The organism is Occallatibacter riparius (assembly GCF_025264625.1).
In the GTDB taxonomy this organism is placed as follows: domain Bacteria; phylum Acidobacteriota; class Terriglobia; order Terriglobales; family Acidobacteriaceae; genus Telmatobacter; species Telmatobacter riparius.
In genome coordinates this window covers 1,103,914-1,120,149 of the sequence record NZ_CP093313.1, presented here as the reverse complement: position 1 = coordinate 1,120,149, position 16,236 = coordinate 1,103,914, and the positions used below count along the sequence as shown (strand labels likewise).

The following is a 16,236-nucleotide window of genomic DNA, read 5'->3' as shown; positions in this document are numbered from 1 at the left end:
CTGGAGAACCATGACGATGTTCAAAAACACGAGCTGGCCGGAATCATCCACCTGCGCAACGCAGGCTCGCCACTCCTCTCCGTTTGTCGAGGTACGAGACACCTACCCAAGCGACGTGGCGATTATCTCGCCATTAGTCGACCGACTGATGGAATTTGTCTCGAGATTCCGGAAAGGGGACAACCTCGCGATCGAGTTGGCGCTTCGTGAGGCACTTGCGAATGCCATCGTTCACGGCAACCAGGAAGACCCTGGAAAGCGCGTGGATGTGCGCTGCAGATGCAGCATGCGCGGAGATGTCTCGATCACGGTTCAGGATGAGGGAGAGGGTTTCGAACTCGATAGAGTACCTGACCCCACCTCCCCGGAGAATCAGCTGCGCACGTCGGGGCGGGGGGTCTATCTGATGAAGACCTTGATGGATGAAGTCTGCTTCGAGCGGAAGGGTACGGTTGTGCACATGCGCAAAGCATTCAACGGTCGCTCAGTCTCAGAAAAGGGAAGTGGAATGCAAAGGCTCGTGAATTTGGCGCTAACGCTCGGACTACTCGCTACGTCTGCATTCGCTCAAACCAGCGGATCAACAGACGGTAGCGTCCACGGCGATGTGTTTACGGTCGACGGAAGCGGCGCACGCACGATTGTGCTGGCCGCGAAGGTGTCACTGGAGGGTCCGATCCATGTTGAGGCGGAAAGCGACGGCGAAGGGAAGTTCGCGTTTGGCATCGTTCCGCCAGGCTCTTACACGATTGCCGCGCTAGCGCCCGGGATGGTTGGACAGCAGGGCGTTACGGTTGCGGCCGGCAATGTTTCGGAAATCGAACTTGAAATGAAGGTCGCTGCCGTTGCGGATTCAACTACGGTAACCGCGAACGCCGAAGCAAACGATGCAAAGGAGTCGTCCGCAATCAACACGATCGGCGAGTCGGCTCTCAGGAACATGCCTAATCTCGACGAACGGTTCAACGATCTGTTGCCTTTGGTTCCGGGCGTCGTTCGCGGTCGGAATGGCCAAATCAACATGAAGGGCGCGCGGTCATCCCAAAACGGCTCGCTTCTCAATGACGCTGATGTAACCGATCCGGCCACAGGGACTTCCACGCTCAATATCCCCATAGACGTGGTGTCGTCAGTGCAGATCTTCTCGACGCCCTACGACCCGGAGTATGGCAAATTCACTGGTGCGGTCTCGAATGTGGAGACACGGCCTGGCAACTTCAGCAACTTCCGGTTCTCTGCGCAGAACCTGCTTCCGCGCATGCGGCGAGTCGATGGGACAATCATGGGGATTGCCGCCGCGACCCCTCGAGTTACGGTCTCGGGCCCGGTTGTGAAGGACAAAATCGCATTCACGCAGTCGCTTGAATACCGTTATGAGCGGGCGCAGGTATACAGCTTGCCTCCGCTGGAAGCGTGGACGCGCTCGGAAAACCTCAACTCATACACGCAGATCGACGCCAACATCCGCAACAAGCAAACTGCGACTGCGTCGTTCGCGGTCTTTCCGCAAAAGCTCGACTACTACGGGCTGAACACATTTACGCCCCAAGAGAGCACACCTGACCTGCATCAGCGCGGATTTGAGGCATATCTTCAGCACCGTTATATTACCGATTCGAGCGACCTGCTCACCTCGCAAGTGAGTATTCAACAATTTGACGCTGACCTGCGACCGAACAGCATTGCGCCTTATCAGATGCTGGTGGAAACCACCAAGGGCGGCTTCTTCAACACTCAGGACCGTAATACAACGCGTACAGAGTGGGCAGAGCTCTATCACTCTCACCCCCATCATTTTCTCGGATCGCACGAACTCGATGCGGGCGCAACCTTCGCGCGGAGTTCCTACGACGGCCGCCAGGAGTTTCGATCAGTGCAGGTTGTCGGGCGTGATAACTACGCGCTGGAACGAATCGACTTCGGGCCAACGTCGAATATCTCCGTTCACCAGAATGAGGTGGCGTGGTTCGCCGGCGACAAGTGGTCTGTGTCAGACCGCCTGGCGGTTGATCTGGGGATCAGGCTTGATTGGGACTCCGTGACAGGTTCGGTAAATGCCGCTCCTCGGGCAGGGTTCACCCTTTCCCTGACGGGCGACGGCAAAACTGTGCTCAAGGGGGGAGCAGGATTCTTCTATGACCGCGTTCCGCTCAACATTCCGGCGTTTCGCGATCTACCGAACCGAACAGTAACTGAGCTAAATTCCGCCGGTGGGGCTGTCAGTTCGACAGAGTACTCGAATGTTCTCTCGAGCGACTTGAACAGTCCGCGCGGCGAAGTATGGAACGTGGAGTTGAATCGTGAAATCACAAGCGGGTTCCTGGTACGCGCCGGTTATCTGCAACGCCTGACAGCGCGCGCGTATTTCGTCAACCCCGTTGTATTCAAACCGACCGGAATCCTGGAGTTATCGAATCACGGAGGTGACATCTACAAGGAATTGCAAGTATCGGGGATCTATCGACTTCACCACAGCACGTTGAACGCTTCCTATGTTCATTCTCGAGCGTATGGCGACCTGAACGACATCAACCAGTTTTTCGGGAACGACCCTGTGGCGGTAATTCAACCCAATCAGCGCGCCCGTCTGAGCTTCGATGCGCCGAATCGCTTCCTCGCCTGGGGAGAGATTGCCGTCCCGTGGAAAGTGACGGTTGCGCCGGTGCTCGATGTTCATAGCGGGTTCGCGTACTCCACGGTCAACCAGTACCGGGAGTTCGTTGGACCAAGAAATGAAGATCGCTTCCCGGAATTTGTCTCGACTGACCTGCAGGTCTGGCGCCGTGTTCACTTACCCATTCGGGAGATGCACGCGCGAATCGGCGCCGGCGCGTACAACCTATTCAATCGCGACAACTATCGCGATGTTCAAAACGATGTAGACAGCGCACGATTCGGCGAGTTCTTCAACGGTCCCGCCCGGACATTCCACGGCAAATTCGTACTGGAGTTTTAGCTATGAGACTGACTATCAAGGTTGCTCCGGCGATCTTTGCAATCGGGCTTTGCCTGGCGAGGGTTGCCTGGTCCCAGACCCCGGAGCCGCTTCCAACCGCGGATGAAGTGGTTGCAAGGATGATGCGGGCCGATGACGAACGTAAATCAGAACTGACAGGGTATACGGCTCTTCGTCGTTACGAGGCCGTAAACAGCACTCGCCACGCTGAATTAGAGGTGCGCCTGGAGTCCGCCCCTGACGGGTCGAAGAGCTTCACGATTATTTCCGAAACGGGATCGAGTGCGATTCGCAAGCATGTGCTTTACAAGATCTTGAGCGAAGAGAGAGAGGCATCGAAGCGGGAGTCTCGCACCAGCACCCGCATCATTCCAGCAAATTACAAATTCGAGGTCGTCGGGCTGGAGACTCTCGATTCCGGTCCGGCATACGTGTTGTCGGTCACTCCAAAAACAGAGAACAAATACTTCATAGACGGAAAGGTCTGGGTTGATGCGAATGCCTATGCAATCGTTCGCATCGAAGGACGGCCTGCCCGAAATCCCTCGTTCTGGGTGCACAACGTACATTTCGTTCACACGTACCAGAGAGTGGGCCAGTTCTGGCTTGCCTCGTCGACCCGCACCACAAGCGAAGTGCGAATCTTCGGACCCTCAGAACTAACGATCGACAACTCGGGGTACGTGCTCGATCCGCCTACGAGGCGCGCGACGGCAACGGATCCGATTGCGAGCCTGACACGATGAAAAGAGTTCAGCTGATTATCGCGTGCGGAGCAGTGATGCTGTTGGCGTGGGTGATAGCCCATGCCGGCATCTCTACGATGCTGGGGCAGTTGACGGCTATGCGCGTTGCACTCCCCCTTGTGATTGCGCTGAGCCTTCTGCGCCTCACTCTCCAGAGCGTCACATGGTCGGCATCTCTAAAAGGCGAGAACATTGCTGTCGACAGAAGGACGTTGGTAGGAGTCCGAGTCGCCTCGCAGGCGATGGGATATCTCACGGTTCTCGGTCCGGCGCTTTCCGAGCCTATGAAGATAAAGCTTCTGGGCACCTCCAGCGACGCGACCATTACGGCCACTTTCCTTGACACAGGTGTGTACTGGCTCACGTCCGTCCTGATCGCAATTTCGGGTTTAGCATGTCTTCCTTTGTTTGCCGTCCATGGCACGGCCTACCATTGGCTCCCCGCTGTTCTGATCCTTGGCCTCGCCGTGTTGGCCATCACGCGACGCGATTCCGTTCTAGCCCATGTAGTACGAGCGTGCGGAAAGCGCACCCCCTCCTGGCTTGTGCGCGCGGAAAGGTGGGAAAGGGCGATTCGGCGCTACCGCCTGGAGCAGCCCGGGTTGGTGAGCCGCATGTTCTGGATCGGTATGGCATGCCAGTTACTGATCGTTCTGGAAGTGTTCATTGTTCTGTGGTCACTGCATCTGCCTGTTCACGTTGTGGCGGTCATGGCCATAGAGGGAGTGACACGCGCCCTGAAGCTTGCAAGCGGATGGATTCCTGCCCGCATCGGTGCCGACGAGGGCGGTGCGATATCAGCGTTTTCGCTTGTCGGTCTTTCGCCCATGCTTGGCCTGAGCCTTGCCCTGACTCGGAGAGCGCGTGACCTGATCTGGGCACTTAGCGGGATTCTCTGGCTGGCTTGGACTTCGCGCCGCTCACGTGTCCGTGACCCGCAAGCATTCGCGCATTCTACCGCAATTTCTGAAGGAGGTTTGTAAATGCAAGTAGTCATCTCTATTTCCGACTCCAATTCTCCCATAGGCCAAGATAGAACGTCGGACCTTCTGGTTCGGCCAGTTGCCGGCATTCCGTTGCTGAAGAGGACCATCGTTACTGCAAGCCGTGCAGGGGCGACCGAAATAGTCTTGATCAGTTCAGACATACTGGGTCATGCATTAGCCAGGCAGTTCTCCCAGAATGTTGTCTCTTCAGGAACTCCAGTCCGCTTCATTCACTCCAGCACCTTTGATCCGAGAGAGAGGAGAAGTTGGAATCGGGTTGCGCACTATGTGAATGATCACTTCCTTTGGATTCCATGGAACTGGGTTACCAGCAAGCAGTTTCTGAAGGGTCTCCCGCTACGTCCCCTGGCCTCTGTGAATTGGACGAAGCCCGCTCAGGTGTGTCTGAGTGAGATCGACGAGCCCACACCCACCCTTCCGTTTTTCGAGACAATGGGTGTCCGGATCACGTCAGCAGAGAGTGTCGCCGCAGCGGAACGATTTCTGGTGGCCCACTCCGGCAAAATCCTGGATGGTATTCATACCAGCTTCAACCGCCGCCTTTGCCGCCCCTTTGTGCGCATGCTTTCCCACACATCGGTGACGCCAAATCAGGTGACGTTCGGCGGTGTGGTCATTTCCGTTCTATCAGCCGTTGCATTCGCTCGCGGCGGCTATCTGTATTCGCTACTAGGCGCCTTGTTGTTTTACATTGCGGGTCTCTTTGATGAGATGGACGGCATGCTGGCACGAATCAAGTTTGCTGAGTCGCCCCGCGGAACGTGGCTTGAGGGATTTGCCGATGGGCTGAGCTACCTTTTGCTCTTCGGGGGAATCATGATCGGACTGAGTCACAGATACGGGAGCGCGGCCATCATCATGGGCGGCGTGCTGCTTGCCGGAATCGTGCTGGCCTTGATTGTGACTTCCCTGCAGCGGCGCCGCGCCACCACAGCGGATCGGCCGAACGAATACCTCGGTCGCATGTACCAGTTGCTCGACGGGGATTCAGGAAACTGGATTTCCCGCGTCGTGCGCCAACTTCAGGCCTTCATAAGAAGAGGCATCCTAGTCCACTACATTGTAATCTTCGCAGTCATCGGAGCGCTGCCGCTTGTCTTCCTTCTCGCAACAATCGGCGCTCATCTCACCTGGATTTTGACGCTCTACTTCGATCGTCGGTTCTTCGCCCAGCCATTCGCGGCGGGCGCGACATCAACAGCAAACACCATGAAGGAGACGGCATGAAAGCGGTAATATTGGCCGCAGGGCAGGGTACCAGGCTTCGCTCTGTGCATGGAGAACATCCAAAGTGTCTGATTGATGTGGATGATTTCACGATCCTGGACCACCAGTTCGAGGCCATAGCGAGGGCCGGCATTCATGACGTGGCGATCGTGGTCGGCTACGAGAAAGAGCAGATTGTCCGCCATGTGAAAGCCAATTGGGCTGAAAGTGGACTGAGGGTTCAGCTTATCGAGAATCCGGCATTTGCAATGACCAACAATATCTTCTCGCTGTGGCTCGCAATCGAATGGCTGCGAGGGGACAGTTTTGTGGTTCTCAACGCCGACGTCGTTTTTGACCCTGAGATCCTGGTTTCCGCCGTCCACCCATTTTCGCCGATCTCAATGATCCTGGACCCACTGTGGCGCGATGAGACGATGAAGGTGATCATCGAAGATGACCGTGTAATTCGAATGAGCAAGAAGATTTCCCGCGAGGAGTTCAGCGGAACGTATATCGGGATCACGGTGTTCTCGAAAGGGATCCAAGGAAGATTCTTCGATAAGCTGGACAGTTTTGTAATGTCGGGTGAGGTCAACGGGTTCTTTAATGTCGCCGTGCAGGAGCTCGCGGACGAGGGAGTTGCGGTGGGTTACACGACCACTGGGGGACTGGCCTGGGCAGAGATCGATGACCCACTCGACCTAATGTTCGCGCAGCAAGCAGTATTTCCGAATATTGCAAGGGCCGCCTGATCGTGTCAGCACCAGAGATTATCGCGGAGAATTTTGCGCCAAGCCAGTGGCTGTCGTGGCCACGCAGTTCGATACGTGTGGTGGACTGGAACATAGACCGCGGCTTGCAGCTTCGGTCGATCATCGACTTCCTGGGCGATGCGAATGCGGACGTTCTCATCCTCCAGGAAGTCGACCTGAATGCGCGACGCACACAACGCCTCAACGTGGCTCAGGAGATCGCGCGAAAACTTCGCCTGAACTATGTGTTCGGCCGGGAATTTGTGGAACTAACGCAAGGTTCCAACTCGAGCCCGGCGTACCACGGGCAAGCTACATTGTCGCGATGGAGGATTTCAAATCCCCGAGCCATTCGATTTCAGCAGCAGTCGAGCTTCTGGCAACCTCGCTGGTACGTTCCAAAGGTCGAGCCCTTCCAGGAGAGGCTCGGAGGAAGAATTGCGCTCGTTGCAGAGATCAGCGTTCCCAGCAATGCCGCTGTTGTCTCTTACAACCTGCACCTTGAAAGCCGAGGCCACGATGAATTGCGCCTGGCTCAATTGAATGAGGTGCTGATGGACGCAAGGGCGCGAGGGGCTGCCGGCCCGACGGTTGTTGCCGGCGATCTGAACCTAGATGCGTCCACTGCTGCGGCAGGCGCAGCAATCGTGCGCGAGGGATTCGTCAGCGCAATGCCGAGCGGACGCATGGCGACCACTCCGGCGCGCCACCTCCTCGAGTCGGGCCGTCATATCGATTGGGCGTTTGTACGCGGTCCTGTGCAGATCGAGAAGGGCCGCGTCCATAACTCAATCAAGGCGTCTGACCATTATCCGATCTCATTCGAGCTAGGCCTTTCCAAAGGGTGGTAGAGGGCGCCGGTGAGTTAGCTCAAGACGGAAGAAACTCTGCTACCCGTATCAGACGTCAGTGATATCGATCGAGACCATCAACATTTCCCGGTGATGGGGATCGATTCCGCGCGCATGTGCGAGGCGCTTTGTTAGAAAGTCGATACCGTATGCGACCATGTGGTCTGAGGTCAGCTGGGCCGCCGCCATCCTTCCGGCAACATTGAGGCTTTAATCGTGGCGCCGGAGCATCAGATTCTCCCCGAAGAAGAAATCATGGCCGGTGAACGAGTCCTTTGGTCTGTCGCTCAGCAATCACGGTGCCGTCGAGTTTCTCGATAGCTACCCGCTCCGGGGTGAACACGGTGCGTTGATCGGGAGCCCCGAAGGGAAACACGAATGCGCGCTTCTCGGCGAGCCATACAACCAGGCACCGCCAGTCCAAGACAATTGCATGGGCCCAGGTTTCGGACGCGAGCAGTATAGAGACGAATCTGCCCGGCATGATACGTACCGGCACCCGAACTGTGGGGCTCGATCTGATGCGCATGGCAGATCGTCGGATCATCCGCTGCAACTCCCGTCTGGCATTAACGCAATGCCGCCCGATCACTGGGACTTCCCGCGGAGACAACCCGCGCATCAATGATTTCGGCGACCTGCTTCCAAACCCGAGGGTCGTTCTCGATTTCGTGATGGGGCTTATTAAACCTGCGGGCGAAGAGGGGATAGTTTCGACAATCAACGTGCTTACCGTCATATGTCATGTGAAAATTGCCGATGATCTCTGTCTGTTCCGGATTTTCAGCGACGATTTCGGACCGTCCATGCAGCGGGCCGCTCGACTGAAAGAGATTGACAGCCGAACGAACGTTTGGTGGAACAACGGTTGCGTGTTGGCCCGGTTTAGGCACAATGTCAATCTGAACCGTAAGCAGGACAGGGACTCCGATCCGCTCAAGATCTCTTGCAAATGCCACCGCTTCCGATGCTCCCCAACTGTGTCCGTAAAGGATGATACTCGCCTGCTGCTTTTCCGAGGCGGTTAGAGCACCATCATGATCGGTATCAAGCCTCTGCAGGACGTCGCTCATTGCTTGACGGCCTTGGTGATTCGAATACGTCTCAACGTGTATAGCGGGCGAGTATCGTTCTTGAAGATAGGAACCGAACCAGACCTCCGGGTGATTGGATTCGTGACCTTTTACAAAGCCGCCCAGAAAACCAATCACGATCAATCCGTTCGCAGACGCCGGCGCGGGATCGGCAATTGGCTGCAAACAGACCAGTCCGAGGGCCTTTCGCACTTGCGGGTTTACTTCTGGGTTTCCGCAAGCCGAAGGTGTGTGATGCACTTCAGTCGTCGCGCCTAGTGGGCTAGGAAGATCCGCAATCACCCTCGCTGGAGACTCGGCTTTGAAGGCTACGAAAGGTGTGACTCCAGGGCCTACCTTTGCGTTCTGGGCATAGGCACTCGCCGCCAGTACGGCGATTGCTGCGAGTGCCGGCAGTAGTTTGGTCAAAATGGTCATTCCATCTCTCCGGTTCATTGAATGAGGGAATCTTTTCCCGGGTAGAACAGGATGCATCTGGTGCTCATTTGGCTGCAGGCGAATGGACTTCATACGAGTTTCCAGTCTTTTTGAAACCATTGATTCGCAAAGGTGCAAGCCGCTCGAAAGGTCGGCGCCAATCCGATCAGGTGAATGCCTTGTTCAACGGCCCACCCGTGCGTCTGGCGGTGAATGCGCGGTTTCATCTGACCCCCTCTCTTTGCTTCCTGGCGCTGGGGGTGAGTCTGCGCAAAATGAACTCCTGCAGAACTGCCCCGGCCATGCGCTCTCCAGTTCCGATCGCGAAGTTTCCGAAGACCAAGCCTGGCCCGCGGTTCGAGTTAGGGAAATACGTCTCTGAGAGAGCACTCGAAGCCAAATCGCCTCCGAGGCTGGAGAAGTTTACCTGGGACCTTCCGTTGTCACCTCGAGTGATGAACGGACTGAATATTGCGTGCTTGAGGCGCGAGGAGGTTGTACCCGTTCCCTGGCAAAAGTAGCGAGGATCCTGATGCAGCAGAGATGGCAGAATGGCGCTTCCTAACAGGATGCTGCTGAAGCCACTGGCAGCGTCCGCCCCCAGGCGCTGGCCATATCCCTTGGCGCCTCCCACATAGTTGGGAGTGCCTCCCGCCTGCTGTACTCCGGCGAGAAGTACAACTCCGGACACGGTAACCGGGTCTAATGCGGTTCTCATCGCAAGCTTGAATTTGAGTTTGGATGAAAGCGGCACCGCGTTCTTTGGATCGTAGACAACATAGAAGTTGGGTATGACGCCCAGGACGCGCTGGTGTTCTGCGAGTCGGACTTGTTCTGTTGCGATCTCGTCGCGCGAAGCGTAGACCGTCACCGACTCCGTAGTTCTTGCGGCTTCGATTCGCACGTCAGTTAGAAGGAATACGCTCTGCTCAGGCGTCAGCGTGATCGGTGCGGAGGTCCAGTCTTTGAAACCTTCGGCCCTCACCGCGATCTCGTAACGGCTTCCGAGGCTTAGGCTCTTGAACTCAAAACTGCCTGTATCGCCAGCAACTGCGGATTCCTCTTTGCAGGGACTTTCGCAATGGAGGACCACAGTGGCTCCAGGGACGATACCATCATTAACGTCAACGACAGTTCCGCTGATGCTTCCGCTTACGGCAGATCCCGGGCGGTTTCCCTTTTCAGCGAAACCGCGAAGCGTGCAGACCAAAAGACATACAAGCAAGAATTTGCGTGGCATTCAATTTCCCTCTCGCCCTAAAGAAGGCAATGAGCATGCCAAATCACTTCGTCGCGTAAGTCCTTTTTTTCTCAAGGGAGATTCGTGCGCCACGTCGTGACGGACTGATGAATCTGTCGAGAATGACGTCGACACATTCGAACGTGCATCAGGCGCGGTCCGGCCGAAGGCAGACGGAGCGATTCTGCCGAATTCGGTTGTTCGGGCAGGAAGAAGGAGGATAGTGAGGACGTCTGCGAACTGCTCAGAGCCACCGAGCGTCAGCCCATTGAGGTCTTTACCATTCTAGATTTCGTTGTTTCGCGTCGAGCAAGTTGCTTCTCAGTAGATCTGGCGGGTCAGCCGCCGGCGCCGGAACGCGCAGGATAGCTGGGACCAGTGGGCTTCCTTCAGGGCATCCACTCTCGCTCGCAGTGGAGGCAGGCGTCAACCACACGCGCAGCGGCCGAGGTATATATGATGGATGGCTGCAGAAGATCACCATCGCGTCGCAAATTGAAGTCGGACGCGAGTTCTTCACCCGCCCAGTGCTCCGCACGTTCGTCACTTACGCGAAATGGTCAGATCGTTTGCGCGGATTTGTGGGCGGGGTCCCCCGCACAGGATAGAACCATCGGGACTGACATACGGAGTGCCGGCAGAAACTGGTGGTAGTGCCTTTTTTGCTTCACGCACCAACCGAAGCCGTCCAGGCGGAGTTCCATCGCGCCGATGGTTGATCAGCTGCAGATCTAGCTGAATCGTCCTTTAGAGACGTTGTTGAAGGGAATCGAGTTCGGCGCGACAGACGTCGCTGAAGTGTCTCAACGGGTCCTCGCCCTTCATTGCCCGAGATTGAATTTGCTCGGCTGTCAAGTTGGGTTCTGGATACGTACGCACGATGATGTTCATGACCTGTTCAGCTTCGCGCAGAACGGGTTTGGAAGAACTGAGCCGAATGCGGCTTATCAGCGCATAAATTGGCAACAGCTTCTGAAGATCGTTTCCATTGTGTTGCATGGCATCGACCAGCAGGCGCACGCTCTCGCCGATAAAGTCGGAATACAATTCCTCCCGCCGCGCGATCTGTCTGCCTAAGAGTTCGCGGCGGTCCTGGTGTCTCGCCGCGATCCAGGTAGCGAGGCTGGAGCCCAATGCGCCGACGAACGATCCGGCGATAGCTGCCAAAGGGGCACTGATGAGCAAATTCATAGCTGCTCCGAAGTTACTTCTGCCCGGATACTGCGCCGACGACTCGGTTTAGAGCATATCGATTCGCAGATTCCGGTTGCACCTGAATGAGCATTTCGAATGCCATTTCTCCACTGACCCGATGCGGCAGTTCGCTCGGAGATTCCGCGACGGCTAAACACCATTTTCTATGTGATTTCCGAAATCGGACGCGTGTTTCTGATATAGGAGCCCGAATATTCGAACGCTGTGACGCCGTCGAATGTGCTTCGACAATTACGACTTTCGACATCTCTCTTTCGCCAGCATCGATTCAGTGCGCCTTCATTTTGCAGGAATTACCGGCCTAGATCCGTTTGGCACGACGTGTGCCGATAGACAGGTGTCCGTGGGAATACTCAGAGCTCTTTGGAAGGAATACATTGTGAGCTACTCAGCACAGGTTGTAGAACCAGGAATCTTGAAAGCCGCATGGCAGAAGTATGGCGCGCCCTTAATCGTGATCGCGCTGGCCGTAGCGGTCATTGTGACCGTCACCCGCAACTGGAACGGCTGGGAGGGTGGACGAGCCCAGCAAACGACCAATGATGCCTATGTTCGCGGCGATGTCACTCCACTCAGCACGAAGATCTCGGGTATCGTGCGCCAAGTAAGGGTCAATGATTACCAGATCGTCCACAAAGGCGACATCTTGGTTCAACTCGACGATGACGACTACCGCGCACAGGTAGACCAAGCGGCAGCCGCGGTTGAAGCTGCCAGGGCAGCCATCGAGAACAACGTGAGGCAGCGTGAACTGCAGGATGCAAAGATCGACCGGGCGCTGACCGGAATCGACGAAGCAGATGCTCAGATTGTCGCAGCGCAAGCCGGAAGAGAGGCTACACGCGCCGATGTGACCCGAGCTCGCTTGGAGCGCACCCGGCAGGAAGCACTGATCGCATCGAAGGCGACCACGCAGCAGATGGTGGAATCGGCAGTTGCCAATGAGGAGCGATTCACGGCACAAGTAACGAGCCGCGACGCCGATCTTGCCCAGGCCCACACGCTGCGGCGGAGCAATCAGGCTGCAGCCGAAGCCGAGCGCGGCGGCAAACTCGTGCTCGAGTCCCAGGAGGCCCAGCTTGTCGCTGATCTCCATGCCAGGCAGGCTGCGCTGGCTGCGGCGCAAGTGAACCTCGGGTATACACGCATTCTGGCGCCTGCGGACGGCACCGTCGGGGAACGTCAAGTCCGGCCGGGACAGCTCGTATCCCCCGGAACCCAGGTGATTCCATTCGTGGATACCACGCGTTGGGTCGCAGCGAATTTCCGCGAGACTCAATTAACCAACATCAAGCCCGGCGATGGGGTTGAGGTTCGCATTGATGTATTTCCGGGGCAAGTGATCAAGGGCCGAGTTCTCGAGATTGCTCCGGCAAGCGGTTCGCAGTTCGCTTTACTCCCTCCCGACAATGCGACGGGGAATTTCACCAAGGTCGTGCAGCGTGTGCCGGTCAAGATTGTCCTCGATGAGTCGCCTCTGAATCATCAGCTCCGGCCCGGACTTTCCGCAGTGGTAACCGTGAGAACCGGAAGGTAACCCAATGAGCGTAACCGCCATTTCAGCCGCGGCCGGAAGCCCTGAGCGGAAGCCTGCGTCGCCGTTTCCTGCGGATCTGTCTCATAGCCCGCTGCTGGGAATCCTTGGGGTCCTTCTGGGTGCAGCGATCGTAACCCTTACCGGACGATTGCTCAGCCTCGGCCTCGCTGACCTCAAAGGCAACGTCGGCATCAGCTATGACGAAGGAGCATGGGTCGGAAGTGCATTCAACGTAGCTCTGATGTTCATCGGGCCATTCTCGGTCTACTTGGGTGGGCTGTTTGGAGCGCGCCGGGTGCTTTTGGCTGGTGCGTCCATATTCACTGTGGTTTCCGCATCTCTTCCCCAGGTACACAGCTACAGTTTGCTCATCGTACTGCTGGCGGTTGCAGGGTTGACATCGGGGACATTCTATCCGCTGACGCTGACGTTCGCCCTGCGTAATATTCCATTACGGTATCTGGCTCTGGTGCTCGCGCTCTACGCCTTCTTCATCGAGGGCGCGGTCAACTGTGCCCCGTCGATCTACGGATTCTTCCGGAATCACCTTTCCTGGGAATGGATGTTCTGGCTTCCCGCGCTTGCAACTCCCGCGATGATGGCGTGTGTGTACTTCGGAATTCCCGAATCGCCGATGCCTCAAAGCAAGAAAGAAGCGCCCAGCTTTGCTGGATTCCTCTATCTGAGTGCCGGCTTTGCTTTGCTCTTCGCAGCTCTCGATCAGGGGCAGAGGCTGGACTGGTGGCGGTCAGGACTGTTCAACGGATTGTTCGCGGGCTCGGCGGTGCTCTTGCTTTTCTCTCTGGAGCGCCGATTGCGCGTTCCTAACTTCCTGGTTGACTTAGGCTACCTCCGCAACTGGAACACAATTCTGTTAGGATTTGCGCTTTTTTCATTCCGGCTAGTGCTCCTGGCAACCATCATCATTATTCCGCAGTCGTTGTCGGTGCGGGGCCTCGACGCGGAGCAATACGGCCCGGCTGTGTTCTGGACGGCTGTCCTTGAGATCGCGCTGGCTTTCGTCGGCGCCCTGCTTCTCTATAAAGGCATAGATTCGCGCCTGCTGATGGCAATCGGCTTCACGGCCATCGCCTTTGCCTGTGTGCTCAATGCGAACTTCACCAGCGCCTGGTCGGCTGAGAGCTACTTCCCTACGGAGTTGCTGATGGGAGTCGGTCAATCGTTCGCCTTGCTGGGATTGATTTCGTCCATCATCCTGCAGGTCGCATTCTCTGGCGGACTGGAAGCACCACAGCGCGCACTCACCGTTTCGGCATTCTTTCATTCTGTCAGACTGCTGGGCGGACAGGTGGGTGTGGCCCTGATGGGGCACTTCATCGCTGAACGGGAGAAACTGCACTCCAATCTTCTTGGGTTGCACGTTCAATCGGGCAACTGGCTAGTCGATGGCACCTTGCACGGCCTGGCTGCGGGTTTGGCCGGGCGGTCGAACGGCGCCTTCGGTGCTGCCGGGCGTGCCGTCGGCGTTATCGACAGCAGACTCCGCTTGCAGGCCTACAGCTTGGCCTTTATTGACGCGTTCCATATCGTTGTAGCGGCCTGCGTGGTGATGTTGGTCTTCACCGCCGCGCTGCGCAGGTCACCCATGAACTTTCGGCAGCTGCCCGCGCTGCAGCAAGGTGCCGATTCACCGCAGGAGGCGAGGCCATGAACGTTCGACTACTACTGATATTGAGTGTCCTGCTCATAGGACAAGAAAGTGTGCTGGCACAGACTGCAGATTCAACGGCTCATCAAGCAATGAATCTGGAGCGGGCTGTGGACTTAGCCTTGGCGCACAACCACACCGTCCGCATCGCGTCCCTGAAGGTGGAGGAAACCGAACACGCCAGGGAAGTAGCCAGGAGCGCCTACCTTCCCACGATCAAAAACGACAGTGTTTTTGCCCACCTAACGGATACCCAATTCATCTCTATACCAACAGGTGCGTTTGGCAAGGTGGGAGGCGTTGCGATACCTTCTCGCACATTTGTCATTAACCAGGGAGAGAAAACCTTCGAGACGAGCGGCACAGGCCTGGTTCAGCCACTCACTCAGATTTTCAAAATCAAAGCGGCAAATGACGCTGCACGTGCCGATGTAGACGCCGGCAAGGCGGAAGCTCGGTCTGTGAAGGACCAAGTTGAGCTTAAGGTGCGACAGCTCTATTACCAGATCCTGATCGTCCAGTCGCAGCATCACGCGATCGAAGCGAGGATTCGCGCGTTTGAGGATCTTCAGAGCGAACGCATCCAGCAAGTGAAATACGGAAGTACACTGGAAGCCGACCTTATAGACAGCCGTGCGCAATCGCTCCAGGCGAAACAGGAATTGTTGACGTCAGACCTGCAGCTATCAGACTTGCGCATGCGATTTAATGACGTGGTCGGTCTTCCAATCGAGACCGAGGTTGAACTCGACCGCGAGGTTCCCGCTCCCGTTCCAAGCTCTTCACGTCAAGAGTGCATACGGCTCGCGCTCGATTCGAATCCCGAGATTGCGCAAGCAAACGCGGTGGTCGAAAAGGCGTCCGCGGGAGTCCGAGAAGCCAGACGGGAATACATACCGGACATTGAAGCTTTTTCCCGCTATAGCTACCAGAACAACGTCCCATTTCTCGCCCACAACTTTGGAACATTCGGGGTTCATCTCAGCTATGACCTCTACGATGGTGGCAAGAAGCGGGCTGTGCTCCGGGAACGCGAGTCCCAAGTTGGTCAGGCCAAAGAGAATCTGGCGCGAATCACCGATGAAATTCGAGTAAAGGTACTGACTGCCTATAACAAGCTCGAGCGGACAGAACAAATGATTGTCGTATCAAAGGAACTGCTTGCCGCCCGCAAGGAGGCACGTCGCGTGGCCGAGCAAGGTCTGGAAAGGGGTACAAGTCTGCGGTCGCAAGCAGAAGCAGCAATCGCGCAGGAGTCGGGCGCTCAGACACTGCTCCTGCAAGCGCAACTCGAGTACTCGCAGGCACAGGATGAGTTGAGCGAGGCAATCGGTGAGACCAAAGAGTGACGCCCAGAACCGGGTTCCGTACACTAGTGGGGTGGCATTGGCATGAGTGCAGGCGAAATCGCATTCGGCGTTGGAGTACTCGGCGCGGTCTTCCATGCAACCGCTTCAAACTCCTGCTCAGGCAGTTGCGCCGTCGAATGTCATTGAGCCTCGTGCGGAATGTGGGTCCACCGAACTGATCGCCCTGACGGATG

General features: G+C 56.6%; 14 protein-coding genes. 10 read left to right on the top strand and 4 right to left on the bottom strand.

Translation table 11 applies throughout. The annotated features are described in order from the left end of the window. Positions 1-10: 10 nt before the first annotated feature. The 6 genes from MOP44_RS04465 (at position 11) to MOP44_RS04440 (ending at position 7,521) form a co-directional block, all read left to right on the top strand. On the top strand, positions 11-2,956 hold the full coding sequence (locus tag MOP44_RS04465) for an ATP-binding protein (protein WP_260794711.1): 2,946 nt from the start codon (positions 11-13) through the stop codon (positions 2,954-2,956). A 2-nt stretch (positions 2,957-2,958) separates the two neighbouring features. Beyond that, positions 2,959-3,702 (top strand): outer membrane lipoprotein-sorting protein, encoded by a 744-nt coding sequence (locus MOP44_RS04460; protein ID WP_260794710.1) that lies wholly within the window; start codon positions 2,959-2,961, stop codon positions 3,700-3,702. Further along, positions 3,699-4,685 carry a lysylphosphatidylglycerol synthase domain-containing protein gene (locus MOP44_RS04455; RefSeq protein ID WP_260794709.1) on the top strand — a complete coding sequence of 329 codons (987 nt, stop codon included), beginning with the start codon at positions 3,699-3,701 and terminating at the stop codon, positions 4,683-4,685. The genes MOP44_RS04460 and MOP44_RS04455 overlap by 4 nt, the downstream gene beginning before the upstream one ends. Before the next feature lie 378 nt (positions 4,686-5,063). After that, positions 5,064-5,936: a CDP-alcohol phosphatidyltransferase family protein gene (locus tag MOP44_RS04450; RefSeq protein WP_260794708.1), complete on the top strand. Its 873-nt coding sequence runs from the start codon at positions 5,064-5,066 to the stop codon at positions 5,934-5,936. Further along, the gene (locus MOP44_RS04445; protein ID WP_260794707.1) at positions 5,933-6,670 is read left to right on the top strand and encodes a phosphocholine cytidylyltransferase family protein; all 738 of its coding nucleotides are present in this window, start codon (positions 5,933-5,935) and stop codon (positions 6,668-6,670) included. The genes MOP44_RS04450 and MOP44_RS04445 overlap by 4 nt, the downstream gene beginning before the upstream one ends. An 80-nt stretch (positions 6,671-6,750) precedes the next feature. Continuing rightward, entirely contained in the window at positions 6,751-7,521 is a 771-nt protein-coding gene (locus MOP44_RS04440) for an endonuclease/exonuclease/phosphatase family protein (RefSeq protein ID WP_260794706.1), read from the top strand. 253 nt (positions 7,522-7,774) lie between these two features. Here the strand turns inward: MOP44_RS04440 and MOP44_RS04435 are convergent, their stop codons facing one another. The 3 genes from MOP44_RS04435 to MOP44_RS04425 form a co-directional block, all read right to left on the bottom strand. After that, on the bottom strand, positions 7,775-8,068 hold the full coding sequence (locus MOP44_RS04435) for a hypothetical protein (RefSeq protein ID WP_260794705.1): 294 nt from the start codon (positions 8,066-8,068) through the stop codon (positions 7,775-7,777). 22 nt (positions 8,069-8,090) lie between these two features. Continuing rightward, on the bottom strand, positions 8,091-9,032 hold the full coding sequence (locus MOP44_RS04430) for a hypothetical protein (RefSeq protein ID WP_260794704.1): 942 nt from the start codon (positions 9,030-9,032) through the stop codon (positions 8,091-8,093). A 223-nt stretch (positions 9,033-9,255) separates the two neighbouring features. After that, complete coding sequence (locus MOP44_RS04425) at positions 9,256-10,272, bottom strand: carboxypeptidase-like regulatory domain-containing protein (protein ID WP_260794703.1); 1,017 nt, start codon at positions 10,270-10,272, stop codon at positions 9,256-9,258. 413 nt (positions 10,273-10,685) lie between these two features. On the opposite strand from MOP44_RS04425, the gene MOP44_RS28005 reads away from it, so the two are divergent. Continuing rightward, positions 10,686-10,880 (top strand): carbohydrate porin, encoded by a 195-nt coding sequence (locus MOP44_RS28005; RefSeq protein ID WP_390905471.1) that lies wholly within the window; start codon positions 10,686-10,688, stop codon positions 10,878-10,880. 139 nt (positions 10,881-11,019) lie between these two features. Here the strand turns inward: MOP44_RS28005 and MOP44_RS04420 are convergent, their stop codons facing one another. Continuing rightward, positions 11,020-11,463 (bottom strand): hypothetical protein, encoded by a 444-nt coding sequence (locus tag MOP44_RS04420; protein ID WP_260794702.1) that lies wholly within the window; start codon positions 11,461-11,463, stop codon positions 11,020-11,022. A 367-nt stretch (positions 11,464-11,830) separates the two neighbouring features. Between MOP44_RS04420 and MOP44_RS04415 the strand changes: the two genes are divergently transcribed. From MOP44_RS04415 to MOP44_RS04405, 3 genes are read left to right on the top strand one after another with little or no spacing between them, the layout of a single operon-like run. Then, positions 11,831-13,024, top strand: coding sequence for an HlyD family secretion protein (locus MOP44_RS04415; protein ID WP_260794701.1), 1,194 nt, complete (start codon positions 11,831-11,833; stop codon positions 13,022-13,024). A gap of 4 nt (positions 13,025-13,028) precedes the next feature. Next, positions 13,029-14,696, top strand: a complete 1,668-nt coding sequence (locus MOP44_RS04410; RefSeq protein WP_260794700.1) for an MFS transporter — start codon at positions 13,029-13,031, stop codon at positions 14,694-14,696. Continuing rightward, entirely contained in the window at positions 14,693-16,042 is a 1,350-nt protein-coding gene (locus tag MOP44_RS04405) for a TolC family protein (protein WP_260794699.1), read from the top strand. The genes MOP44_RS04410 and MOP44_RS04405 overlap by 4 nt, the downstream gene beginning before the upstream one ends. Positions 16,043-16,236: the final 194 nt, after the last annotated feature.